The following is a 24,783-nucleotide window of genomic DNA, read 5'->3' on the forward strand; positions in this document are numbered from 1 at the left end:
CGATGAAGCACTCCGCAGGGCCCGGTCAGGGACGCGCGTGGCTGCTCCGCCTCGTCATCGCCTTCAGCTTCGCGCAGGCGGCGGTGTCGATGGCGCGGCCCGCCGTCTCCTACCGGGCCCTCGCCCTCGGCGCCGACGAACGCGCCGTCGGCGTCATCGCCGGTGTCTACGCCCTGCTCCCGCTGTTCGCCGCCGTCCCGCTCGGCCGGCGCACCGACCACGGGCGCTGCGCCCCGCTGCTGCCCTTCGGCGTCGCGCTCATCGCGGGCGGCTGCGCCCTCAGCGGCACCGCCGGCTCCCTGGTCCGGATGGCCGCCTGGAGCGGCGTCATGGGGCTCGGTCACCTCTGCTTCGTGATCGGCGCCCAGTCGATCGTGGCCCGGCAGTCCTCGCCCGAGGACCAGGACCGCAACTTCGGCCACTTCACCATCGGCGCCTCCCTCGGCCAGCTCATCGGCCCCATGGCGGCCGGTGCGCTCATCGGCGGGCCCGACATGGCCGGCACCAGCGCCCTCGCCCTGCTGGTCTCGGCCGGCGTCTGCGCCGTCTCCCTCACCTCCCTGTGGCGCATCGAGTTCCGTACCGCCGCCGGGCGTGCGGGCCGGGACGAGCGCGGCACCGCCCGGGTGCCGGTCCACCGCATCCTGCGCACGCGCGGGGTCCCGGGCGGCATCTTCATCAGCCTCGCCGTCCTGTCGGCCACCGACATCCTCACCGCGTACCTGCCCGTCGTCGGCGAGCACCGCGGCATCGCCCCGTCCGTCGTCGGCGTCCTGCTGAGCCTGCGCGCGGGCGCGACCATCGCCTGCCGCCTCGTCATGACCCCGCTCATCGACTGGCTCGGCCGGGCCGTCCTCATCGCCTCCACGTGCGGGCTGGCCGCGCTGCTGTGCGCGGGGATCGCGCTTCCGGTGCCCGTCTGGGCGCTCGCCGTGATGCTGGTCCTGCTGGGCTTCTGCCTCGGTGTCGGCCAGCCCCTGTCGATGACGACCGTCGTCCAGGCGGCCCCGCCCGAGGCGCGCTCCACGGCGCTCGCGCTCCGCCTGACCGGGAACCGGCTCGGGCAGGTCGCGGCGCCGGCCTCCGCGGGGCTCGTCGCGGGGGTGGCCGGGACGGCGGCGCCCTTCGTGATGCTGGGCGGGCTTCTGCTCATCGCCTCCGGCCTGGGGGTGCGGGGTGCGCGGCCGCGTCTGCCGCGTTCGGTCGCGGGGCGGGTGCGGGTCCGTCGTGGCCGGTCGCGCCCCGCGGAGGATCCGCACATCGACACAGGCCCGCGCCCCTGATGAGGCCGCGCCTCATCGGGGAAATGCGACCCGAAGGGTCTGCATTTCAGGGGCGCGGGGAACTGCGCGACCAGCCACGACGGCGCAGCAGTCGACGGACGGCCGCGCGCGCCCTTGGCGGCAGCCGCACCCGCGCCGGATGGAGCCGGACGGGTGGATGTCCGAGGCCGGCACGGCACGGTGCCACCCGGCATGCCCGTTGCGTCACCAATAGTCGGATTATCGGCCCGTCAGATCCGGGATCCACGACTAAAGGAACCACGCATGAGCCCTTCGGTGATCCGCCCCCTGCTGTCCGCTTCCGTCATCGCCCTCGCCCTCGCCGGCGCACCCGCCGCGTACGCCGCCCCCGGCGACAACGGTGACGTGAAGGTCCACGACTCGCACACCGGCGAGTTCGACCAGCGCAACGACCCGAAGGTCTGCCGCTTCTACCTCGACGCCTTCAACTTCGACGCCGGGCAGAAGGTGTCCTGGACGATCGCCCCGCAGCCGCCCAAGGCCGACCTGCCGAGTCTCCAGGGCGCCCTCACCACGGACGCCAACGGGCACAAGCGGACCGCGAACCTCTCGCTGCCCGAAGGGATGTACAAGCTCGACTGGACCTTCGAGGGCGAGCAGGGCTCGGGCAAGCACAAGGTCTTCCAGGTCGACTGTCCGGGCGGCGGCGGAACGAACGGCGGCGGACCGGGCGGCGGCGGCCACGGCCACAAGCCACCGCACGGCCCGGTCGGCGCCGGAGGCGGCGGCGTGGCGGACACGAGCGCGCCGGCCGGCGACTCGGGCTCCGGGGTCGCGATGGGCGCCGCCGCCGCGGGCCTCGCGGGCGCCGCGGGTCTGATCCTCGTCCGCCGTTCCCGCCGTCGCGCCGATGGCGCGGCGTAGTTCGGTTCCCCCGCGTGCGGCGGCCCCGAGCGGACGAGCCACGGCCCGTCCGCGCGGGGCCGTCCGGCGCGGGCGCACCACCCGGCGGCAGCGCCGGCTCCTGAGGCTCGCCCGCACGGTGGTCGTCACGCTGGCTCTGGTCGGCGGTGCCGTCTGGTGGTCCAGCGGCGAGGAACCGGCGGCCCCGGCCCTCGCCGGCCACGGGGCCTCGTCGGCGCAGGCCGCGCCCGGCACCGACGGGGCGAACGGCGCCCACGGGGCGAACCACGCTCACGGGGCGCGGGGCACGTCCGGCGCGGCCGGGCCCAAGAAGGCGGCCAGGACGCCGGGGAAGCCCGCGCGTCCCCCCGCGCCCCTGGCCCGGTCCCGCCCCACCGTCCTCGCCGTCCCCGCGATCACCATCGAGGCGCCCGTCATCGGCCTCGGCCTGAAGCCGGGCGGGAGCCTCGCCGCCCCGCCCGTCGACAACCCCCGGCTCGTCGGCTGGTACACGGGCGGCGTCACCCCGGGGGAGCGCGGCACCGCCGTCGTCGTCGGTCACCGCGACACCCGCACCGGCCCGGCGATCTTCCTCGACCTCGACTCGCTCGACACCGGCAACACCGTCCGGATCGCCCGCGCCGACGGCCGCGTCGCCGTCTTCACGGTCGACCGGGTCCGTACGTACGCCAAGGCGGCCTTCCCGGACCAGGAGGTGTACAGCGCCGCCCGGCGCCCCGAACTGCGCCTGATCACCTGCGGTGGAGCCTTCGACCGGAAGACCGGATACGCGTCCAACATCGTGGTCTTCGCCCATCTCACCGGCGTCGAGCGGCAGCTCTGACCCGTCCCCCTCCCCGTGCCGGGAGGGGAGAACGGGGCGGAACGGGGGAGTACGGGGGAGTCGCGAGCCTTTTATTGACGCGTCGTCCCGAAGCGCTCCCGTGCCCTCCGCACCCGCTCCAGCCCGGCCGGGTACGGCAGCGCGGAGGCCAGCGCCTCCGCCTCCTCCAGCACCCCGTCATCCGGTCCAGCCGCCCCCACGACGACCCGCGCCTCCACCTCCGCGAGCCGCTCCCCGGCCCCGACCGCCCGCTCGGCCTCCGCGGCGGCGATCCGCAGGGCCGACTCCCGCCGCCCGGCGAGGAGTTCGGCCCAGGCGGCGAGGACGGGTGCCTCGCCCGCGGGGAGCAGCGCGGCGGCCTGCTCCGGCCGCCCCTGGAGGAGGGCGAGCTCGGCGCGGGCGGTGCGCACCTCGAAGAGGGCCTGCCGGTCCGCGCCGGCCGACCGTTCCGCCCGCTCCAGCAGAGCTCCGGTCCGTCCGGGCGCACCGTCGCGCATCCGGACCCTCGCCAGCGCGGCCAGGGCGTACGGCGACGACCAGGCGTCGCCCTCCTCGACCCCGGCGACCGCCGCCTCGGCCAGCTCCCGCGCCGCGTCGAACTCGCACAGCAGCAACCGCAGTTCCGCCAGGTTGGCCCGCTCGAACGCGGCGGCGGTCGGGTCGCCCGACTCCTCCGCCAGGCCGAGGGCGCGCCGCCCCGTGGCGACGGCCTCCCGCAGCCGTCCCTCGCGGCGCGCGTTCTCCCGCAGCACGGAGAGCACCGAGCCGAGCAGCGCCGAGTCCCCGTACGCCTCGGCGGGGGCGAGCGCCTGACCGGCGGCCTCACGGGCCTCGCGGAACCGTCCGGCGAGCGCCAGATTGGTGGCCTGCCCGGCGTGGCAGCGGGCGATCAGCCCCTGGCCGGTGATCCCGGGCACGCGCAGCGCGGCGGCGAGCGCCTGCCGGGCGGCCGCGTATCCGTCCTCGTAGGCGCCCCGCACGCCGAGGGCGACGGCGCGGGCGAGGAAGTGGGTGGCCGTCGGTTCGGCGCCCGTCCGATCGACCGGGACGTGCCGGCGCAGCAGGGTGAGGGCCGCCGCCGGGCTCTCCGCCTTGACGAGGGTTTCGGCGAGGCGGGCCGCCGCGAGCACCGTGTCGTCGTGGTCGCCGCGCCGCGCGAACTCGGCGAGCGCGAGCCGCAGGACGTCGGCCGCCTGCCCGAAGTGGCCCATCCGGCGCAGCACCTGGGCGTGCGCGAGGCGGGCCCGGGCGGCGTCCACGTCGAGCCGGGCGACGAGGTCGCGGTAGTAGCGGTCGGCGGTGTCGTTGGCGTAGACGGCGGCGGCCCGTTCGGCGGCCCGGTGCAGGTACTCGGCCGCGCGCGGGTCGTCGGCCCGCGCGAAGTGCGAGGCGAGGGTGTCCACGGCGTCCGGGCGGCGGCGCAGCACGGTCCGCGCGAACGCGGCGTGCAGCTGCCGGCGCCGTACGACGGCCAGCTGGTCGTAGCAGGTGAGCCGGACCAGCGGATGCCGGAAGGCGAGTCCCGCCTCGGCCCGCCCGGCGACCACGACCTGCCGCTCCTCGACGAGCGCCGCCCCGATGGCGTCCTCCAGGGCCGCGACCGCGTCCACAGGCGGCCGCAGCCCGTGCTCGGCGACGTCGAGCAGTTCGCCGAGGGCGACCTCGCCGCCCGCGACGGCGAGCGCCTCCACCACCCGGCGGGTGTCCCGGCCGATCCGTCCGAGCCGGTCGGCCACCAACTGCCGTACTCCGTCGGGTGCTTCGTCGCCGACCGGGCTCCGGGCGAGTTCGAGCGCGAACAGGGGGTTGCCGAGGGAGAGCTCCCAGACCCGGTCGAGCCGCCGGTCCGGGGCGCCGCCGTCGCGCGCCACGGCCCGGCAGGCGTCCCGGTCGAGCCGGGCCACCTCCTCGCGCACGGACAGGCGCGCGCGGCGCAGCGCGACGAGCGCGGAGCGCCGCGGATCGCCGTCGGGGACCTCCTCGTCCCGGTACGTGACGAGGAACCGCAGGGGTGTCCCGTGGCCGGCGGCGCGGCGGGCCAGATGGCTCAGCAGCTGGAAGGAGCCCTCGTCGGCGGCGTGCAGGTCGTCGAGGACGACGAGCACGGGGCGCGCCGAGGCGAGTTCGCCGAGCAGTCCGGACGCCGCCCGGAACAGCCGGTCCCGCTCCTCCTCCGGCGAGCGTTCCCCCTCGGCCCGTACGCGCCCCAACGAGGGCAGGAACGCGGCCAGTTCGGGATACTCGCCGCCCACGCGGGCCCGCTCCCCGGCGTCCCATTCGGCCAGCCAGCCGTCCAGCGCCTCCGCGAACGCCCCGTACGGGGTGTGCCCCTCGGCGTCGTGCCCGCCGCCCCACAGCACGGCGGCCCCGGCCGCGGCGGCCCGCCGGGCGGTCTCCGCGGCCAGCGCGGTCTTGCCGACGCCGGCCTCGCCGGTGAGCAGGGTGACCGGCGGCCCGCCCGCGGCGAGCAGCTGCTGGAGAACGTTGTCACGCCCGTGCAGGGGAGCCTGCCCGGACGAGCGCAGGGGGCCGGGCAGCGAGGGCGCGGTGAGGGCGGGGGCGGGGGAGCCGGCGAGCGCGAGCCGGTGCAGACGGTCGGTCTCGGGCCCGGGCCGCACGCCGAGTTCGGCGTCGAGCGCCTCCCGGCACAGGTGGTACTGGCGGACCGCGAGCCGCCGCAGGTCCTGGCCGAGGTACGCCTCCATCAGCAGGCGGTGGGCGGACTCCTCGGCGGGGCTGAGGGCGAGCACCTGCTCGGCCGCGCCGACGGCCGCGGCGTGGGATCCCTGGGCCAGGTGCGCTGCGGCGAGCGCGAGCAGCACCTCCTCGCGCAGGGTGGTCAGCTGTTCCCGGCGGGCCTGGGCCCAGTGCGCGTAGCGGTCCTCGGGCAGCAGCTCGCCGGTGAACAGCTGCAGGGCGGCCGCCAGCCGCTCCGGGGCCCGGGAGGCGAGCGCGCCCCGCGCCGCCGTCTCGGCCTCGTCGGCGTCGATCCGGACCGTGGCCGGATCCAGGCGCAGCAGCGCGCCGTCGGATATCAGGTACGAGGAGGAGGCGCGCGGAGCGAGTTCGGGCTCCAGGGCGTGGCGTGCGGCGTGCAGGGCGACGCGCAGCGAGCCGGTCGCGGACTGCCGGTCGGCCTCCGGCCAGCAGAGGTCCATGGCCTGTTCGCGGTGGAGCCGGTGGCCGGGGGTGACGGCGAGCAGCTTCACCAGGGTCCGGGCGCTCGGCCGGGTCCAGCGCTCGGCGGGTGCGGGGCCGTTGGCGCGCGTGGCCGCGAAACCGCCGAAAAGGTGCAGACGCAGCAGAGGGGTGGCTGGATCCGTGCGGTCCGTGTGCTGCTCGTTCATGAGGGGCGCAACTGTAGCCGAGCGTGCTGAGAACCCCCTGGGCGAGGCCCAGGGGGTTCTCGGATGACCTACCGCCGGGGCGGGGTCAGGAGAGCTTGAACGTCGACATCTGGTGGATGCCGTTGTCCAGGGAGAGCACGCCGCCGCCCAGTTGCTCGGCCATCCGGTTGGTGCCGAAGTGGTCGAACTGGAGCGAGATCATCTCGTCGGTGCCGTCGCCGTCGAGGTCGGCGGCGAGGTAGTTGCGGCCGCCCATGAGCGACGCACTGCCGATCGAGGACTGGAACGCCCAGCCGTTGGTCAGCTGCGACGGGTCGTACGCGGCCAGACCGGACTCGGTGCCACCGGCGAACAGCTTGCGGCCGGCGGGCCCGGTGATGAAGCCACCCGTGCGCAGCGGCGCGGCCACCGAGGCGTAGGTGTCTTCCTTGCCGTCGCCCGGATAGCCCTTCATCGTGCCGAAGCTGAGCTGATAGAGCACGTTGTTCCGGTCGTCGGTGAAGTAGTTGCCGTGCGACCACGGGCTGCCGTTGCGGAGCTGCCGGATCAGCTCGCCGGTGCGTCCGTCACGGATCTCGGTCACGACCGACGCCGAGGCGGTGGCGAGGTCACCGGCTGTCGTCGGGTCGGCCTTGATGATCCAGGTGCAGACGACCGCGTGGCCGTCCGCGTACGGGATCTTCGGCGAGGCGAAGATCCCGTTGACCAGGACCGCGCCGTGCAGCTTGCCGTCGACGGCCTGGCTCGGGGCCTTCGGGTCGGCGGTCCACCGCACGGTGCCCTTGCCGTCGAGGGCGACACCGTTGACCACGGCGTCGGAGGCGTTGATCGCGCCGAGGCTGCTGTACTGCGTGTAGACCCGCCCGTCGGAGACGACCGTGTCGGAGAAGGTCACGGTGCCCGCGCTCGCCGGCGCCGCGTACGACCACAGCTGGGTGCCGCTCGCGTCGTACACGCGCAGGGCGTCGGTCGGGACGAGGATCTCGTCCTTGCCGTCGTCGTTCACGTCGGCGACCGTGACCGAGCGGACGTAGGCGCCCTTGCCGTCGATCGTCGTGAGGACCTTGCCGGTCCTGCCGTCGAGCACGGCGGTGGCGTTGTCCGCGGCCACGGCGACGTCCTCGGTGCCGTCACCGTTCACGTCACCGGTCGCGATGTTGTGCACCTCGCCGGGGACGGTGGCCTTCCACAGCACCTTCGGGGAGCCGTCGACCAGCGACGTACCCGAGTACGCCCACACGCCGCGCGAGGAACCGCCGACGACGACGTCCTTCTTGCCGTCGCCGTCGAAGTCGGCCGCCTTGCCCGTGTACAGGTCGCCCTGCAGGGGCGTCAGGTTCTTCTGGTCGCCGTTGCCGAGGCTGTACTCGTGGACGTTCTGTTCCTGGTCGACGGTGCGCACGTAGTCGCCGCCGCCCGCCGAGTACAGCTGCTGGTAGAACGGTGAGGAGCCGTAGCCGTTCTGCCGCCACTTGACCTTGCCGCCGCCGGTGAACGCGGTCAGCGAGCCGTAGCGCAGGCCACCCGGGTTGAGCGCGGTGTCCTGGCCCCGGTCGTCGTTGGCGGTGGCGTAGAGCGCACCGCCCTTGGTGTTCAGGCTCCAGGTGCTGGCACCGTCGTGGCCGTTGTCGGCGGAGCGCTTGGTGGTGTACGTCCACTTGACCGCCGAGCCGTCCGAGCCGTCCAGCACACGGATCGTGCTGGAGGTGACGCTGAACGACGCGTTGAACGCCGACTCGCTGACCGCGATCTCGTCCCCGCCGCCGGACGCCGCGTCACCGACGGTGAGGGCGGTGGGCAGGACGTTGACGCGGCTGTCGAGCATGGTGCGCCTGCCGTCGGCCAGGTCGTACGCGGCGATCTCGTACTGCACCGCGTCGTGCGTGTCCGCCTGCTCCAGGGCGACGACCCGGTTCCGTGAGGCGTCCAGGCGCAGCTGGCGGCCGTACAGGGCGCTGTCCGTCTGCCACTTCACGGAGCCGTCGGCCGTGTCGAGGACGAGGGTGCGGCCCCGCGCGGCCGTCGTGGCCGTCTTGCGCAGGTCCCAGACCGCGGCGACCTTGCCGTCGCCGACGGACTCGAGGGCGCCCCAGCTCGCGGCGGCCGTCGTACCGGTGTCGTACGTCCAGGTCTTCGACGGGGTCAGCTTCCCGTCGGCGTACGAGAAGCGGACACCCGTGAGGGTCGCCGTCTCCGTCGCGGGGGCGTACGGGTTCAGGCTCGGTGCGTCGGCGATCAGCAGCGTGCCGTCGACGACCTTGACGTTGCCGGCGAACGAGTACAGCTTCGACCACACCGTCCTGCCGGTCCTCCCGTCGAGCACCGTCACGAAGGTGCCGGCCCTCAGCGACGAGTCGGGCGTGGTGATCGTCCTGGGATCACCGAGGCCGACGGACGCGGAGAACACGATGTCCTTCGTGCCGTCACCCGTCAGGTCGGCGGTGTCGAACCCCTGATCCGAGTAGGGCGCGTACGGGGCTACGGCGTTGTAGCCCATCTGGATGCGCGCCGGGTACGGCTCGACGCGCCAGACCTGCGTCGGCTTGGCCCGCCAGTCCGTGTAGTACGAGGCGTTGGTGCGCGCCCAGGCGGTGGAGCCGTCGGCCTTGTGCAACTGGACGCTGCCCAGGCTGTGCACGGTGAAATAGCTGCCGTCGGAGCCCGCCGGGACGGTCGCGGCGACACCGCGCGCCCCCTCCAGCGTCGACTTGTTGCTGAAGGTCACCCGGGTCGAGGGGTCGACCGTGGCCGAGTCCTCGGTGGAGGCTCCGTCGGCGGAGGTGTCGTCCTTGGCCGCGTACGCGTTGTCGTCGCCGTAGACGTCGACGTTCACGTGGTCCGCGAGGGTCTTGGCCTCGCTCGTGCTCAGCGTCGTCGCCTCGGTCGAGAAGTCGTCGGCCAGCGCGTACGGCGCCGCCGTCAGCGTCAGGCCCGCCGCGACCAGGGCGGAGGCGAGCGTCAGGGCCCGCCGCGAGGAGTGGGTTCTCATGCCGGGGGTCTTCATGACGTGGCTCCCTGCGCGAAGCGGATCGCCGAACCGGCGGTCAGCACGGCCTGGTCGGAGGAGTACTGGAGGGCGTCGGTGCCGGCCTGGTTCTCGATGCCGACGGTGGCCGAGGAACCGGCGCCCGGGACGGACTTGTACTGGAAGGTGATCGCGCCGGTGGCCTCGTCGAAGACGGCCTCGAAGGAGGCGCGGTCGCTGGAGCCCGCGAACAGGACGTTGTTCCAGACCACGGCGAACTTGCGGCTGCCGGTGGTGCCCGTGGTGGCCGTCTGCACGCTGGACTTCTTGTCGAGGGCCAGGTCGTCCCAGAGCGGGGCGACGATGCCGTTCGGCTGGGCCTGCGAGGGCAGCGCCTCGTTCTCGTAGTCGCCGATGCGCGGCGCGAGGAAGTCGATCAGGCCGTCGGTGGTGACCGCGGCGCTGGAGTACTTCACCCCGTAGAAGGAGACCGGGAAGGGCAGCGGGACGGTCTTCGCGTCCTCGTCGCCGCTCAGGGAGACCTTGTCGGCGCCGGCGATCCACGCGTAGGAGGACGGGGCGCAGGTGTGGCCGGCGGCGTCGGGGCGGGCCGGGAGCCGGACGGTGCGCGTCTCGTCGCCGTCGACGGTGAGCGTGTCGGTGAAGGCGCCGTTGCACAGCACCGGCTGAGCGGGCTTCACGTACAGCGCGTACGTGCCCTCGGCGACCTTCGGCAGCGTGAACGTGCCGTCGGAGCCGGAGGTGACCGGGGCGAGCGGCGAGCCGTTGACCTCTACGGTGGCGCCCTTGAGGGGCTTGCCGGTGGTGTCGAGGACGGTGCCGGTGACCGCGCGCGACGGGGCGGCCGTGAGTGCGACGTCCTGGGTGAGAGGCGAGCCGGTGGTCAGCTCCACGCCGGAGAGGGTCCTCGACCGGAAGCCGTAGCCGGAGAGCGTGAAGTCGTACGTGCCGGGGGCCAGTGTCAGCCGGTACGAACCGTCGGAGCCGGTGGTGACCGTGCGGGTGCCGGAGGCGGCGCTCGAGGCCCTGACGGTGATGTTGCCCAGCGCCTTGCCGGTGGCCTGGTCGGTGACCTTGCCGGACACGGCGACGGCGGTGTGCGAGGCGGCGTCGACGGAGGCGAGGATGTCGAGCTTGCCCTGGCCCCACACGTTGTTCATGCCGGCGGTGCCGCCGCAGTGCGTGTCGTCGACGTCACGGGCGCCCTCGTCGAGGAGCGCGCGGGTCTCGTCGATCTTGCCGATCAACGACGGGTCGGCCGCCCACAGCAGGGCCACCGCGCCGGCGACGTGCGGCGTCGCCATCGACGTGCCGTTGATGGTGTTGTACGCGGAACCCGGCCACGCCGAGGTGACGTTCACGCCGGGTGCCGAGATGTTCGGCTTCGCCGAGCTGTCCACCGGGGAGGGACCGAAGCCCGAGAAATCGGCGATCCTGCCCGTCGAGTCGTAGGCGCCGACCCCGTACGACGTGTCCTGGGCGCCGGGCGCCCGGGTGGTGGAGCAGGTGGTGCCGTCGCCGTCGTTGCCGGCGGCGAACGCCTCGAAGATGCCCGCGGAGTTCCACGCCTCGACGACGTCCTTGTAGAACGTCGTGACGCCGCCGCCCCACGAGTTGTTGACGATGTTCGGGGCGAGGTCCGGGCGCGGGTTCAGCCCGTTGTGGTCGGTCGGCGCGAGGATCCACTGGCCGGCCGCGAGGAGGTTCTCGTCCGAGCACGAGTCCGACTCACAGCCCTTGGCGGCGATCCACTTGGCGTGCGGCGCGACACCGATGCCGTTCCTGCCGACCATCGTGCCCATGGTGTGGGTGCCGTGGCCCGCGTTGTCGCAGGGAGTGGTGCTGGTGGCGCACTCGCCCGACGGGTCGTAGAAGTTGTAGTCGTTCGAGAACGTGCCGTCGCCGTTGTTGCCGCGGTAGTTGTCCACGAGGTCCGGGTGGTCGGCCTGCACACCGGAGTCGACGCTGGCGACGACGATGCCCTCGCCGCGGTCCTGGTAGCGGTCCCAGACCTGATCGGCCTTGATGTCGGTGACACCCCAGGTCGGCGAGGCGTCGCCGACCGTGCCGCCGTCGGCGGCGGTGCGCGCGCCGGTGATCCTGGCGTCGGACGTCTCGATGTCGTCGAGCTTGTACGTGCGCGCCTTGACGAGTTCCTTCACGTCGGAGCGCCGCGCGAGCGCGTCGACGAGCTTCTTGCCGCCCGTGACCTGGACGGCGTTGGCGATCCAGTAGTCCTTGTGTCCGACCTTCTCCTGGTCGAGGAAGGAGGCGAGCGACTTCTGGCTGTCCTCGGCGTTCGCCCTGAGCGCCTTGTACGCGGCCCGGGCGGCCTTCGCGTGCGTGGACTGCTTCTTGGCGGCCGTGAGATCGGCCCGGTCCTCGAGGACGACGAAGAACTTCGCTTCGCCGCCCTTCGCCACGGCACTGCTCAGCGCCGAGTCGACTCTGGCGGTGTGCGTCGTGGACGCGGTGTCGGCGGCGACGGCCGGCAGGACGCCGGCGGCCAGTGCGGTCGCGGTGAACGCGGCCGCCGCCCAGGGGGCGGATCTGCGCCGGGGCGGTCGGGGCAGGTGCATCGGGAGTGCTCCTCCGGGAACGGTTCGGGGGAGCACGCACGCTAGGAAGCGGCCGTTACTGGGGAATTACCGGCCGCGTGACCGAGGTCTCCGGTGGACGGGGCGGACGTCTCTGGCGCCCAAAAACTAACACCGCTAGTTTGGGTGCCGGACGACCTGGCACGACACACGCGGTACTGGGAGGAGAGCCATGAAGGCCCACGAGGGGATGTACATCGACGGCGCGTGGCGGGAGGCCGCGACCGGCGAGACGATCGCGGTCGTCAACCCGGCCGACGAGCAGGTCATCGGCCACGTACCGGCCGGCACCGCGCAGGACGTCGACACGGCGGTCCGCGCGGCCCGCGCCGCGCTCCCGGGCTGGGCCGCGACCCCGCCCGCCGAACGGGCGGCCCGCATCGCCGCGCTGCGCGACGTGCTCGTGGCCCGCAAGGACGAGATCGCCGAGACGGTCACCGCCGAACTGGGCGCGCCCCTGGCGTTCTCGCAGGCGGTGCACGCGGGCGTCCCGATCCTGGTCGCGGGCTCGTACGCCGAGCTCGCCGCCACGTACCCCTTCGAGGAGAGGATCGGCAACTCCACGGTGTACGCCGAGCCGATCGGTGTCGTCGGCGCGATCACGCCCTGGAACTACCCGCTCCACCAGATCGTCGCCAAGGTGGCCCCGGCGCTCGCCGCCGGCTGCACCGTCGTGCTCAAGCCGGCCGAGGACACCCCGCTGACCGCCCAGCTGTTCGCGGAGGCGGTGCACGAGGCGGGCGTACCGGCCGGCGTGTTCAACCTGGTCACCGGCCTCGGCCCGGTCGCGGGCCAGGCGCTCGCCGAGCACCCGGACGTGGACCTGGTCTCCTTCACCGGCTCCACCGCCGTCGGCAAGCAGATCGGCGCGACCGCGGGTGCCGCCGTCAAGCGCGTCGCCCTCGAACTCGGCGGCAAGTCCGCGAACGTCATCCTGCCCTCCGCCGACCTCGCCAAGGCCGTCGGCGTCGGCGTCGCCAACGTCATGGGCAACTCCGGCCAGACGTGCAGCGCCTGGACCCGCATGCTCGTACACACCGACCGGTACGAGGAGGCCGTCGAGCTCGCCGCGGCCGCCGCCGCCAAGTACGGCGACCGCATCGGCCCGCTCGTCAACGCCAAGCAGCAGGCCCGCGTGCGCGGCTACATCGAGAAGGGCGTCGCCGAGGGCGCGCGCCTCGTCGCGGGCGGCCCGGACACCGAGCGCGCGCGGGGCTTCTTCGTCGAGCCGACCGTGTTCGCCGACGTCACCCCCGACATGACCATCGCCCAGGAGGAGATCTTCGGCCCCGTCGTCTCGATCGTCCGCTACGAGGACGAGGACGACGCGCTGCGCATCGCCAACGGCACCGTCTACGGCCTCGCCGGCGCCGTCTGGGCCGGTGACGAGGCGGAGGCCGTCGCGTTCGCCCGCCGGATGGACACCGGCCAGGTCGACATCAACGGCGGCCGCTTCAACCCCCTCGCCCCGTTCGGCGGTTACAAGCAGTCGGGTGTCGGGCGCGAGCTCGGCCCGCACGGCCTCGGCGAGTACCTCCAGACCAAGTCCCTCCAGTTCTAGCCCCAGGAGCCGTACATCCCATGGTCCGCGCCGCTGTACTGCCCGCCGTCGGCTCCCCGCTGGAGATCACCGACATCGACCTGCCCGCACCCGGACCGGGCCAGGTCCGTGTCAGGCTGGCCGCCGCCGGGGTCTGCCACTCCGACCTGTCCCTGACCAACGGCACGATGCGCGTGCCGGTCCCCGCCGTCCTCGGCCACGAGGGCGCCGGCACCGTCGTCTCCGTCGGCGAGGGCGTCACCCACGTCGCGCCCGGCGACGGCGTCGTCCTCAACTGGGCGCCCTCGTGCGGCCGCTGCCACGCCTGCTCGCTCGGCGAGGTCTGGCTCTGCGCCGACGCGCTGACCGGCGCGGGCGACGTGTACGCGAAGAAGGCGTCCGACGGCAGCGATCTGCACCCCGGTCTGAATGTCGCCGCGTTCGCCGAGGAGACCGTCGTCGCCGCCCGCTGCGTCCTGCCCGTCCCCGACGGCGTCCCGCTCACCGACGCCGCCCTGCTCGGCTGCGCCGTCCTCACCGGCTACGGCGCCGTCCACCACGCCGCCCGCGTCCGCGAGGGCGAGACCGTCGCGGTTTACGGGGTCGGCGGCGTCGGCCTCGCCACTCTCCAGGCGGCGCGCATCGCGGGCGCCGCGAAGATCGTCGCCGTCGACGTCTCCCCGGAGAAGGAGGAGCTGGCCCGCCGCGCCGGTGCCACCGACTACGTCGTGGCCTCCGAGAACACCGCCCGCGAGATCCGCGCCCTCACCGGCAAGCAGGGCGTCGACGTGGCCGTGGAGTGCGTGGGCCGCGCCGTGACCATCCGTACCGCCTGGGAGTCGACGCGGCGCGGCGGGCGTACCGTCGTCGTCGGCATCGGCGGCAAGGACCAGCAGGTCACCTTCAACGCCCTGGAGCTCTTCCACTGGGGCCGCACCCTGTCCGGCTGCGTCTACGGCAACTCCGACCCGGCCGTGGACCTGCCCGTCCTCGCCGAGCACGTGCGCGCGGGCCGCCTCGACCTGAGCGCGCTGGTGACGGAGCACATCACCCTGGACGACATCCCGACGGCCTTCGACAACATGCTGGCGGGCAAGGGGGGCCGGGCCCTGGTCGTGTTCTGACCCGGACGAGCACTGCGCGAGCACCCCTGGGCGGCGTCGAGAAATTCGGCGCCGCCCAACCCGTTGACGCCATACCAGCCGGTCGGTACGGTCCCCGGAACGCGGCGCCGCGAACACCCGTCCCCCCGAACATCCCCCGGAGTGTGCCCGCATGGCCTCAGCCCCATCCGCTCGCCCCGGCACCACCCACCCCACGACGGACGAGGAGAGCCGCAACCGCCAGCGGCGCAGGGTCGCCACCGCGGCCTCCCTCGCCTCCGCCGTCGAGTGGTACGACTACTTCGTCTTCGGCATCGCCGCCGCCCTCGTCCTCGGCGACCTGTACTTCCCCTCCGGCAGCCCCACCGCCGGCGTACTGGCCTCCTTCGCGACGTTCGCCGTCGGCTTCCTCGCCCGCCCCATCGGCGGCATCATCGCCGGCAACCTCGGCGACAAGCGCGGCCGCAAGCCCATGCTGGTCCTCGCCCTGACGCTGATGGGCCTGTCCACGACGTGCATCGGCCTGCTCCCCACGTACGACACCGTCGGCGTCGCCGCACCGATCCTGCTGGTCCTGCTGCGCGTCGTGCAGGGCATCGCGGTCGGCGCGCAGTGGGGCGGCGCCATGCTCATGGCCACCGAGTACGCGCCCGAGAACAAGCGCGGCCTGTACGGCAGCCTCGTCCAGCTCGGCGTGCCCATCGGCGTGATCACCGCCAACACGGTGTTCCTCGTCGCGGGCGCCGTCACCTCCGACGCCGCGTTCGCCGCCTGGGGCTGGCGCGTGCCGTTCCTGGTCGGCCTGCTGGTCCTGGCGCTCGCCTTCTACATCCACACCCGGGTCGAGGAGACCCCCGAGTTCAAGGAGGCCGAGCGCAAGCTCGCCGAGGACGAGAAGGCGAAGGCGTCGGCGCAGTCCCCGCTGCGTACGGTCCTGCGCCGGCACCTCGGCACCGTGTTCCTCGCGGGCGGCTCGTTCGCCGTGAACACGGCGACGTTCTACATCCTGATCACCGGGGTCCTCGACTACACGACCCGTGAGCTGGGCATGAAGCGCGAGGCCGTCCTCACCGTCTCGCTCTGCGTCAGCCTCACCCAGCTCGTCCTGATCCCCGCCGCCGCGGCCCTGTCCGACCGGATCGGCCGCATCCGCATCTACGCCCTCGGCGCGGCCGGACTCGCGGTGTGGGCGGTGCCGATGTTCCTGCTGATCGACACCGGCTCGCTGCTCTGGCTCGCGGTCGGCACCTTCGTCACGAGCTGCTTCCTCAGCATCATGTACGGGCCCCAGGCCGCCCTGTTCGCCGAGCTGTTCACGCCCGAGATGCGCTACACCGGCGCCTCGCTGGGCTACCAGATCGCGGCCGTGCTCGGCGGCGGCCTCGCCCCGTTCGTGATGGTGCTGCTCCTGGAGGCGAGCGGCACCTCGCTCGCGGTGTCCGCCTACATCATCGGCCTGGCCGTGATCGCCCTGGCCTCCATCAAGGTCCTCGCGGGCCGGGCGGCGGACCGCCCCTGACCCGCGCTCACCTCACGCCCGTGGATCCGGGCCCGCCTGCGCCGGGGCGGGCCCGGATCCACGCTCGGTCAGTGTCGGGAAGGACCGCGCCGCCGCCAGGAACGCCAGCGTCGTCAGCACGAACGGCCAGGTCAGCGCGTGCCCGCCGGCCGGCGCCGCGAGCGCCCCGAGCGCCGGGGCGAACGCCGTCGAGGCGGCGGCCCCCGCCAGCGCGTAGACCAGCGTGCGCGGCCCGAACTCCAGGAACACCCCGCCCAGCGCGAGCGCCACCAGGATCGCGTTGTACCCGGACGTGCCCTCGGCGAGCCGCTCGGCGGGCGTGCCCAGCAGCCCCGCCGTCACCATGCCCACGAGGTTGCCGAGCGCGGCGACCCCGGCCACCCGCGGCCCCGCCGCGAGCAGCCCCGCGAAGACGAACGCCCCCACGTACCACTGCGGCATCAGGAAGATCTGGCCGAAACCGGCGAGGAACCCCTGCGCCAGCTCGGCCGGGCCCGGACCCTTCGCGCCGAGCTCCACCGGGCCCGGCAGCGCGGCGAGTCCGCCCCCGGTCCACACCCGGGGGAACGCGGGCGCGGCCAGCGCCACGGCGCTCGCCACCGCGCAGAACGGCAGGGTCAGCGCGGGCAGTCCCCACGCGTCCAGGGCCCGTCCCGCCGCGGCGGTCACCACGGTCACGACGGCGCACCCGAGCAGCGCGACCAGCACGGTCGCCGGGCGCTCCGGGCGCAGGAACACGGCACAGCTCACGCCCACCAGGCAGGAGTTGAAGCCCTCCAGGCCCTGGGTGACCCGCTCCCGCTCGACCCCGAGCAGGGCGGCGATCGCCGTGCCGACGACGGCTCCGCCGAGCCCGTACAGCCCGTACTCCCATCCGGCGGCGAACAGCGCCACGACGAACAGGGCTCCGGTCAGCGCGCGCGGTACGAAGGTCACCTGACCCAGTCCCCGCAGCACCCGCAGTGCGAACTGCATGCAATCCGAAACCCGACTACGCCCCGATTCGGGGTGAATTGCGGCGTCCACCACGCCTGCCATGTGCCGCTCCCGCGTGACGACCATGTTGCCCAAGTCCGGCGGAGGGACTGTACAGCTACTTCTGGGACGTGGCGGGCGCGGGGGCCGATTTCACCGCGTTCCGGGGCCGGGAACGCGCCACCGCCACCCCGGCCAGGCACAACGCCCCGCCGCCGAGCGTCACCGGACCCGGCACCTCGTCGAGCGCCGCCCACGACATCAGCACCACGAGGGCGGGCACCGCGTACGTCGTCGCGCCCATCCTGCTCGCGGTCGTACGGGCCAGCGCGTACGCCCACGTCGTGAAGGCCAGCGCGGTCGGGAACACGCCCAGATACAGCATGCCGAGGGTGGCCCCGGCGGGCGCCCGGGCCGCGTCGTGCACCAGCTGTCCGGTGAACGGCAGGCACGCCACCGCGCCGATCAGACAGCCGAACGTCGTCACCTGCAGCGCGCTGGCATGTCCGAGCGCGGGCTTCTGCGCGACGACACCGCAGGCGTAGCCGACCGCCGCGATCAGACACAGGCCGACCCCGAGCACCGAGGCGCGGCCCTCACCGGACAGGGACAGACCGACGGCCACGGCGCCCGCGAACGACACCGCCATCCCCGCGAGCAGCCGGGGCGGCAGCGGGTCGCCGAGGAACCGGGAGGAGAGCAGCGCGACGAGGATCGGGCCGATGTTCACGACGAGCGCGGCCGTACCCGCGTCGACCTGCTGCTCGCCCCAGTTGAGGGCGACCATGTACACCCCGAACCAGAGCACGCCCGACACGGCGATCCCGCGCCAGGCGCTGCGCGGGGGCAGGCCTTCGCGCCGGGCCGCGCAGATGACGCCGAGCACGGCGGCGCCGGCCAGCAGCCGTCCCAGGGCGAGGGCGCCGGGGGAGTAGTGCGCGCCGGCGCTCCGGATCCCGACGAAGGCGGAGGCCCACAGGACGACGGTGACCGCGGCTGCCGCCGGCCCGGATCGCAGGGTTCTCATGGTGGGGTGGCTCCTTTGTTCGTGGGTGGTGGACGGTGCGTGGGCGAGTGCGGGGGCAGCGGCTTCGCCGCGCCTTCCCTCGATGACAGGCGCCCGGCACCTTGATCGGGGAAATGCGGCGCGCAGCGCCTGCATTTCAGGGGCGCGGGGAACTGCGCGAGAAGCCCCACCGGGCCGCAGACGAAGAACGGGCGTCAGTCCAGCGCGGGGAGGGCGAGTTCGGCGCCGAGGACCCGGACGCCGACGGGCGTGAGCCGAACCGCCCGCCCCGAACCAATGCGCTCGGCCCAGCCGGATTCCAGCACGTGAGAGCAGAGCGCCGCCCCCGCCGCCCCCGCGAGATGAGGCCGCCGCTCGGTCCAGTCCAGACACCCCCGTACGAGCGGCCGCCGCCCACCCCCCGCCCCGAGCGCGATGCCCAGCGACCGGAACCACCCGAACCCCGCCTCCGTCAGCGAGAACCCGGAGTCGACCCGCAGCAGCCCCCGCCCGGCCATCGCCTCGGTCACCGACACCCCGAGCCGCCCCGCGAGATGGTCGTAACAGGTCCGCCCGCGCGCCAGCGCGTCCCGCACGGAAGCGGCCCGCAGGGACCGGGACCGCGGCTCGCCCCCGCCGGGCGCCGCGTAGGCGGCGAGGCCCTCGACGAGGTCGGCGACCCGCGCGTCGGCGAGCCGTACGTACCGGTGCCTGCCCTGCCGCTCCTCGGCGAGCAGCCCGCCCGCGACGAGCCGGCCGAGATGCTCGCTCGCGGTGGACGGCGCGACGCCCGCGTGCCGCGCGAGCTCACCCGCCGTCCAGGCCCGCCCGTCGAGCAGCGCGAGCAGGCACGAGGCCCGCGTCTCGTCGGCGAACAGCGCGGCGAGCGCCGCGAGTCGGGGGGCGCCGGGTTCCTGGGAAGCAGCCATGACCCAAGGATGGGCCCGCGACGGTTCGGCCGTCGCCGCAATATCAGGGAGCGGCCGCCGCCACCTGCGCGTACTGCACGGCAAGACCGTCGAGCAGCGCCGCGAGCCCCGTCTCGAAGGCCCGCTCGTCGACCTGTTCCTGCCGCTCCGCGAGGAGATGGGCCTGGCCGAGGTGCGGATAGTCGGCCGGGTCGTACGCCGCCTCGTCGTCGACGAAGCCGCCCGCGAACGAGCCGAGCGCCGAGCCCATCACGAAGTACCGCATCAGGGCGCCGATGGAGGTGGCCTGCGCGGGCGGCCACCCGGCGTCGACCATCGCGCCGAACACCGCGTCGGCGAGCCGCAGCCCGGCCGGACGGCGGCCGGGGCCCTGCGCCATCACCGGCACGATGTTCGGGTGCTCGCGCAGCGCGGCCCGGTAGGAGACGGCCCAGTCGTGCAGCGCCGTCCGCCAGTCCCGCTCGTCCGTGGCGTCGAACATCGACAGGTCGACCTGCGCGCTCACCGAGTCGGCGACGGCCCCGAGGATCTGGTCCTTCGTGCGGAAGTGGTTGTAGAGCGACGGTCCGCTGACCCCGAGCTCGGCGGCGAGCCGGCGGGTGGAGACGGCGGCGAGGCCCTCGGCGTCGACGAGGGCACGGGCCGCGTCGACGATGCGGTCGGTGCTCAGCAGGGGCTTGCGCGGTCGGGCCATGCGGCACATAGTAGGGCTGACAGCGGAAAACTAGCAGTGCTAATTTATTGGTGCTGGCGCACACCTGGGAGTCGGGCCGTGGATCTGGAGCTGAGCGAGGAGCAGGCGGCCGTACGCCGGCTCGCCAAGGATTTCGTCGACCGCGAGATCGCGCCGAACGTCGTGGCCTGGGACCGCGCCGAGGAGGTCGACCGCGGCATCGTCAAGAAGCTCGGCGAGGTCGGCTTCCTGGGCCTGACCATCGACGAGGAGTACGGCGGCTCGGGCGGCGACCACCTCGCGTACTGCCTGGTCACCGAGGAACTCGGCCGCGGCGACTCCTCGGTGCGCGGCATCGTCTCGGTCTCCCTCGGCCTGGTCTCCAAGACGATCCAGTCCTACGGCACCGAGGAGCAGAAGCGGGCCTGGCTGCCCCGGCTCACCGCGGGCGAGGCCCTCGGCTGCTTCGGCCTCACCGAGCCCGGCACCGGCTCCGACGCGGGGAACCTGACGACCCGGGCCGTGCGCGACGGCGACGACTACGTGATCAACGGCTCCAAGATGTTCATCACGAACGGCACCTGGGCCGACGTCGTCCTGCTCTTCGCCCGCTCCACCGACGCCCCCGGACACAAGGGCGTCAGCGCCTTCCTCGTCCCCACCGACACCCCCGGCCTGACCCGCCGCACCATCCACGGCAAGCTCGGACTGCGCGGCCAGGCCACCGCCGAGCTGGTCCTGGAGGACGTCCGCGTCCCCGCCTCGGCGCTGCTCGGCCCCGAGGGCAAGGGCTTCTCCATCGCCATGTCCGCGCTCGCCAAGGGCCGCATGTCGGTGGCCGCCGGCTGCGTCGGCATCGCCCAGGCGGCCCTCGACGCCGCCGTCGGGTACGCGGGCGAGCGCGAACAGTTCGGCAAGTCCATCGCCTCGTACCAGCTGGTGCAGGAGCTGATCAGCGACATCGCGGTCGACGTCGACGCGGCCCGGCTGCTCACCTGGCGCGTGGCCGACCTCATCGACCGGGGCGCGGACTTCGCGACCGCCGCCTCCAAGGCGAAGCTCTACGCCTCCGAGGCTGCCGTGCGCTGCGCGAACAACGCCCTCCAGGTCTTCGGCGGCTACGGCTACATCGACGAGTACCCGGTCGGCAAGCTGCTGCGCGACGCCCGCGTCATGACCCTGTACGAGGGCACCAGCCAGATCCAGAAGCTGATCATCGGCCGCGCGCTCACGGGCGTCTCCGCGTTCTGAGTACGCCGAGTACCTAGGCGCCGAGCTGAGTACGGGAGCGGATGTGACGGCAGCCACATCCGCTCCATGCTGTCCCGCATGAGTGAGACAACGGTCAAGCAGCGCAACACCACCGCCTACTACGGCCAGGCCGTCGCGTCCTTCGCCGTCGCTCTCGGGGCGACCGGCATCGGCATCTACAGCCTCGACGCGAGCGGCTGGGTGCGGGCCTTCCTGGCGATCGCGGTCCTGTACCTCACGACCTCGGCGTTCACCCTGGCCAAGGTCGTCCGGGACCGGCAGGAGGCCGACCAGTTGGTCAGCCGAGTCGACCAGGCCCGCCTCGACAAGATCCTCGCCGAGCACGATCCCTTCAAGCCGGTCGTCTGATCCGGACCCCGCAGGGCCTAAGCGCTCGCTCACCGTGGCAGGTAAGGTGAGCCCTCCACACCCCACGGGAGGAGCGAGCGCAGCGATGACGCACGACGAGCGGACCGACACCCAGGCCGCGGACGAGATGCCGTGGGGCGAGGTCACCCCGGACGCGGCGCGGCGACTCCTGGTCGCCGCCGTCGAGGCCTTCGCGGAGCGCGGCTACCACGCCACGACGACCCGCGACATCGCGAGCCGCGCCGGCATGAGCCCGGCCGCGCTCTACATCCACTACAAGACCAAGGAGGAGCTCCTCCTCCGCATCAGCCGCATCGGCCACGAGAAGGCGCTCGAGGTGCTGCGCTCCGCCGCCGACGCGGACGGCACCGCCGCCGAGCGGCTCGCCGAGGCGGTCCGCTCCTTCGTGCGCTGGCACGCGGGTCACCACATGACGGCCCGCGTCGTCCAGTACGAGCTGGACTCGCTCGGCGAGGAGCACCGGCCGGAGATCGTGGACCTGCGCCGGCGCAGCGACGCCACGGTGCGCGAGATCATCGCGGACGGCGTGGCCTCCGGCGAGTTCGACGTCCCGGACGTGTCCGGCACGACCGTCGCGATCCTCTCGCTCTGCATCGACGTGGCCCGCTGGTTCAACGAGCAGGGGCGGCGCACGCCCGACGAGGTCGGCGCGCTCTACGCCGACCTCGTGCTCAGGATGGTGGGGGCCGCCCCGCGGTAGGGCCGCTCAGAGGTAGTAGCGGGACACCGACTCGGCGACGCAGACCGGCTTGTCGCCGCCCTCGCGCTCCACGGTGAAGGCCACCGACACCTGGACGCCGCCCGCCACGTCCTCCACGTTCGTGATCGTCGCGCTCGCGCGCAGCCGCGAGCCGACGGGGACCGGGGCGGGGAAGCGCACCTTGTTCGTCCCGTAGTTGACGCCCATCGTCATGCCCTCGACCGTGATCAGCTGCGGGCCGAACAGCGGCAGCAGCGACAGGGTCAGATACCCGTGGGCGATGGTCGTGCCGAACGGGCCGTCCTTCGCCCGCTCCGGGTCGACGTGGATCCACTGGTGATCACCCGTGGCGTCGGCGAACTGATTGATCCGCTCCTGCGTGATCTCGGCCCAGTCGCTGTACCCGAGCTGCTCGCCCACGGCGCCCTTCAGCTCGTCGACACTCTTGAAAACCCGCGGCTCCGCCATGTTCAGTGGCCTCCGTGTCCGTATGTCTAAGCGCTTGCTCAGTCTTCTCGGCATGCTAACAACGTCCACGGCCGAGGACTAGGCTCGGGCGGGTGCCTCAGATTCCGGAGAAGATCCACGAGCTCACCGTCGGCCAGCTCTCGGCCCGCAGCGGCGCCGCCGTGTCCGCCCTGCACTTCTACGAGTCCAAGGGCCTGATCAACAGCCGCCGCACCTCCGGCAACCAGCGCCGCTACTGCCGTGACACCCTGCGCCGCGTCGCCTTCATCCGCGCCGCCCAGCGCGTCGGCATCCCGCTCGCCACGATCCGCGACGCGCTCGCCGAGCTCCCCGAGGAGCGCACCCCGACCAAGGAGGACTGGGCGCGCCTCTCGGAGGCCTGGCGGGCCGAGCTGGACGAGCGGCTGAAGCAGCTCAACCGGCTGCGCGACCACCTGACCGACTGCATCGGCTGCGGCTGCCTCTCCCTGGACACCTGCGTCCTGTCCAACCCGGACGACGTCTTCGGCGACCGCCTCACCGGCTCCCGGCTGCTCGGCGAACGCCGGGCCTCCTGAGCGCGGCCCGCGCGGCCGTCACTCGTACTCGGTGCCGCCCTTGCGGGTCAGGTACGCCGGGCTGACCGCCTTGACGATCGCCCGCCCGCCGGTCACCGGGCTGTGCCGCTCGACCGCCGGGCGCACCACGACGCCCTCCCGCAGGTGCAGCCCGCGCCCGGACACCGTCTCCCGGCCCTCGGCCAGCTCCAGGACCCGATCGAGGTCGAAGGGGCCGGCGAACAGTCGCGGCACCAGCGGCAGTTCACCGGCCAGCAGCGCCTCGGCGTCCAGCCAGCGCACCTGCCCGCCGATCTCGGCGGACACGTCGAACACCGCGTAGCCGAGCGTGTCCCGGCGCCCGTCCGCCCCGTACGACAGGTCCTGCACGCCCTCCCCGTACACCTCGCCGAAGATCCCGACGCGGGTGGCCCCGAGCCGCCCGGCGAGCCGGGCCGCGGCCTCGGCCACCGCGTGGCCGCGCACCGCGCGCCAGTACAGATTGCGCGGATCCTCGGCCAGGGCCAGCGATTTCGCGCCGAACCCCTTCGAGGAGACCCGCACCCGGCCGTCGTCCGCGCAGTACGTGACCAGACAGGCCGTGCCGTGCAGCTTCTCGGTGACGACGACGGGCTCGCCGGGCGCGAACACGTCGGGGTGGCGGCGTATGTTCTCGATGTCCGTCCAGGGCAGCAGCTCGGGCGCGGACTCCACGTCGCCGTTCATCGTCGGCGGGACCGGCGGCACCCACTTCGTCACCCCGAGCCGCTCCGCGAAGTCCGTGCCCGCCGCGGCGGCCGCCGCCAGGTCCACCTCCGCGAGCGCCGTGGGCCGGCACACGATGCCCTGCGACAGCTCCCCGCGCAGCCGTACGGCCTTGACCCGGTCCGCGTTCCCGCCCGCGAGACGCCCGGTCAGACCCAGCTCCTCGATCAGCGCCGCGGGCAGCACCGACTGCTCCGGCAGATACACGGCGAACTCGCCCGTGCGGTAGGCGCCCTTGGCGACGACGGCCCGGTACAGGCCCACCTGGGCCAGTTCGAGCGCGTCGGCGTTCGGATGCGGATGGACGGTCAGGGGTTCGGCGGTGACGCGCAGCGTCGACATGACACGGGGCTCCTCGTTCTCGTGCTCGGGACGGAGGGCCACGGGCGGGCCCTCCGGGACCGACTGTGCCGACCGAAAACCCCCTGGAGCGACGGGATTTCCCCCTGTTACGGTCGCCGGTCCGACGACAAGGGAGTGGTTGGCCATGCCCCTCGCGATCTGCTCGCTCAAGTACGACGCGGCCCGGTCGGGGACCCAGAAGATCACGTACGACAAGGACGGCTACCACCTCGTGCGCTTCCCCTACGCGGCGGCCGAGGAGTCCTACGACCCCTGGAAGATGCACGACCCGGCCGGCGGCCCCGGCTACCCCGACCCGCACTCCGGCCTGATCCGGCCGAGCCACGACGGGTGGGCCACCCTGTCCGCGCTGGTCTTCTGGAAGGCCGACGACCGCGCCACCGAGTACCGGGCCCGCTTCGTCCGCGACCCGCTGGGCGAGTCCACCGGCTACGACTCGACCGGCACCACGGACATCTCCGCCACCGGCGGCGGCCAGTACCGCACGTACACCTGGCAGATGTTCGTGCACCCGGGCACCCCGGTCGGCCTCAAGATCAGCGCCCGCGCGTCGGACACCGGGATCGCCGTCCCGTTGACCCTCGCCGAGTTCAAGATGGCGATACAGACGGACGTCATCGTGCCCTGACGCGTCAACTCCGTTT

General features: G+C 73.5%; 20 protein-coding genes. 11 read left to right on the top strand and 9 right to left on the bottom strand.

Going from position 1 to position 24,783, the window contains the following annotated elements:
- Positions 1-2: 2 nt before the first annotated feature.
- The 3 genes from IAG42_RS28385 to IAG42_RS28395 all read left to right on the top strand — a co-directional run bounded on the left by IAG42_RS28385 (position 3) and on the right by IAG42_RS28395 (position 2,991).
- Positions 3-1,283, top strand: coding sequence for an MFS transporter (locus IAG42_RS28385; protein ID WP_188339799.1), 1,281 nt, complete (start codon positions 3-5; stop codon positions 1,281-1,283).
- 264 nt (positions 1,284-1,547) lie between these two features.
- Positions 1,548-2,168, top strand: a complete 621-nt coding sequence (locus IAG42_RS28390) for a hypothetical protein (RefSeq protein WP_188339800.1) — start codon at positions 1,548-1,550, stop codon at positions 2,166-2,168.
- A gap of 118 nt (positions 2,169-2,286) precedes the next feature.
- On the top strand, positions 2,287-2,991 hold the full coding sequence (locus tag IAG42_RS28395; RefSeq protein WP_223206193.1) for a class F sortase: 705 nt from the start codon (positions 2,287-2,289) through the stop codon (positions 2,989-2,991).
- 71 nt (positions 2,992-3,062) lie between these two features.
- On the opposite strand, the gene IAG42_RS28400 is transcribed toward IAG42_RS28395, so the two are convergent.
- From IAG42_RS28400 to IAG42_RS28410, 3 genes are all read right to left on the bottom strand, one after another.
- Positions 3,063-6,338 (bottom strand): ATP-binding protein, encoded by a 3,276-nt coding sequence (locus IAG42_RS28400; protein WP_188339802.1) that lies wholly within the window; start codon positions 6,336-6,338, stop codon positions 3,063-3,065.
- An 85-nt stretch (positions 6,339-6,423) separates the two neighbouring features.
- A complete protein-coding gene (locus tag IAG42_RS28405) occupies positions 6,424-9,342 on the bottom strand; it encodes an FG-GAP repeat domain-containing protein (protein ID WP_223206194.1) in 2,919 nt (972 codons plus the stop codon).
- The gene (locus tag IAG42_RS28410) at positions 9,339-11,903 is read right to left on the bottom strand and encodes a S8 family serine peptidase (RefSeq protein WP_188339803.1); all 2,565 of its coding nucleotides are present in this window, start codon (positions 11,901-11,903) and stop codon (positions 9,339-9,341) included. Before IAG42_RS28410 ends, IAG42_RS28405 begins: the two co-directional genes overlap by 4 nt.
- 190 nt (positions 11,904-12,093) lie before the next feature.
- On the opposite strand from IAG42_RS28410, the gene IAG42_RS28415 reads away from it, so the two are divergent.
- From IAG42_RS28415 to IAG42_RS28425, 3 genes are all read left to right on the top strand, one after another.
- A complete protein-coding gene (locus IAG42_RS28415) occupies positions 12,094-13,482 on the top strand; it encodes an aldehyde dehydrogenase family protein (RefSeq protein ID WP_188339804.1) in 1,389 nt (462 codons plus the stop codon).
- Positions 13,483-13,502: 20 nt separating this feature from the next.
- Positions 13,503-14,585 carry a Zn-dependent alcohol dehydrogenase gene (locus IAG42_RS28420; RefSeq protein WP_188339805.1) on the top strand — a complete coding sequence of 361 codons (1,083 nt, stop codon included), beginning with the start codon at positions 13,503-13,505 and terminating at the stop codon, positions 14,583-14,585.
- A 151-nt stretch (positions 14,586-14,736) separates the two neighbouring features.
- Positions 14,737-16,083, top strand: a complete 1,347-nt coding sequence (locus IAG42_RS28425; RefSeq protein WP_188339806.1) for an MFS transporter — start codon at positions 14,737-14,739, stop codon at positions 16,081-16,083.
- A 12-nt stretch (positions 16,084-16,095) separates the two neighbouring features.
- On the opposite strand, the gene IAG42_RS28430 is transcribed toward IAG42_RS28425, so the two are convergent.
- From IAG42_RS28430 to IAG42_RS28445, 4 genes are all read right to left on the bottom strand, one after another.
- Positions 16,096-17,058 (bottom strand): urea transporter, encoded by a 963-nt coding sequence (locus IAG42_RS28430; protein ID WP_188339807.1) that lies wholly within the window; start codon positions 17,056-17,058, stop codon positions 16,096-16,098.
- Between the two features lie 118 nt (positions 17,059-17,176).
- Positions 17,177-18,085, bottom strand: a complete 909-nt coding sequence (locus IAG42_RS28435; RefSeq protein WP_188339808.1) for a DMT family transporter — start codon at positions 18,083-18,085, stop codon at positions 17,177-17,179.
- 194 nt (positions 18,086-18,279) lie between these two features.
- On the bottom strand, positions 18,280-18,993 hold the full coding sequence (locus tag IAG42_RS28440) for an ArsR/SmtB family transcription factor (protein ID WP_188339809.1): 714 nt from the start codon (positions 18,991-18,993) through the stop codon (positions 18,280-18,282).
- 43 nt (positions 18,994-19,036) lie between these two features.
- Positions 19,037-19,687: a TetR/AcrR family transcriptional regulator gene (locus IAG42_RS28445; protein ID WP_188339810.1), complete on the bottom strand. Its 651-nt coding sequence runs from the start codon at positions 19,685-19,687 to the stop codon at positions 19,037-19,039.
- 78 nt (positions 19,688-19,765) lie between these two features.
- On the opposite strand from IAG42_RS28445, the gene IAG42_RS28450 reads away from it, so the two are divergent.
- The 3 genes from IAG42_RS28450 to IAG42_RS28460 all read left to right on the top strand — a co-directional run bounded on the left by IAG42_RS28450 (position 19,766) and on the right by IAG42_RS28460 (position 22,007).
- Positions 19,766-20,917, top strand: a complete 1,152-nt coding sequence (locus tag IAG42_RS28450; protein WP_188339811.1) for an acyl-CoA dehydrogenase family protein — start codon at positions 19,766-19,768, stop codon at positions 20,915-20,917.
- A gap of 78 nt (positions 20,918-20,995) precedes the next feature.
- The gene (locus IAG42_RS28455) at positions 20,996-21,286 is read left to right on the top strand and encodes a YiaA/YiaB family inner membrane protein (RefSeq protein WP_262928318.1); all 291 of its coding nucleotides are present in this window, start codon (positions 20,996-20,998) and stop codon (positions 21,284-21,286) included.
- A gap of 85 nt (positions 21,287-21,371) precedes the next feature.
- Positions 21,372-22,007 (top strand): TetR/AcrR family transcriptional regulator, encoded by a 636-nt coding sequence (locus IAG42_RS28460; protein ID WP_188339813.1) that lies wholly within the window; start codon positions 21,372-21,374, stop codon positions 22,005-22,007.
- A gap of 6 nt (positions 22,008-22,013) precedes the next feature.
- On the opposite strand, the gene IAG42_RS28465 is transcribed toward IAG42_RS28460, so the two are convergent.
- Positions 22,014-22,475: a MaoC family dehydratase gene (locus IAG42_RS28465; protein WP_188339814.1), complete on the bottom strand. Its 462-nt coding sequence runs from the start codon at positions 22,473-22,475 to the stop codon at positions 22,014-22,016.
- A 92-nt stretch (positions 22,476-22,567) separates the two neighbouring features.
- On the opposite strand from IAG42_RS28465, the gene soxR reads away from it, so the two are divergent.
- Complete coding sequence (soxR, locus tag IAG42_RS28470; protein WP_188339815.1) at positions 22,568-23,032, top strand: redox-sensitive transcriptional activator SoxR; 465 nt, start codon at positions 22,568-22,570, stop codon at positions 23,030-23,032.
- Positions 23,033-23,050: 18 nt separating this feature from the next.
- Here soxR and IAG42_RS28475 read toward each other — a convergent pair whose 3' ends face one another.
- Positions 23,051-24,118, bottom strand: coding sequence for an RNA ligase (ATP) (locus tag IAG42_RS28475; RefSeq protein WP_188341656.1), 1,068 nt, complete (start codon positions 24,116-24,118; stop codon positions 23,051-23,053).
- 145 nt (positions 24,119-24,263) lie between these two features.
- On the opposite strand from IAG42_RS28475, the gene IAG42_RS28480 reads away from it, so the two are divergent.
- On the top strand, positions 24,264-24,767 hold the full coding sequence (locus IAG42_RS28480) for a hypothetical protein (protein WP_188339816.1): 504 nt from the start codon (positions 24,264-24,266) through the stop codon (positions 24,765-24,767).
- The last annotated feature ends 16 nt before the right edge of the window (positions 24,768-24,783 follow it).

The sequence above is a fragment of the Streptomyces xanthii genome (genome assembly GCF_014621695.1).
In the GTDB taxonomy this organism is placed as follows: Bacteria; Actinomycetota; Actinomycetes; order Streptomycetales; family Streptomycetaceae; genus Streptomyces; species Streptomyces xanthii.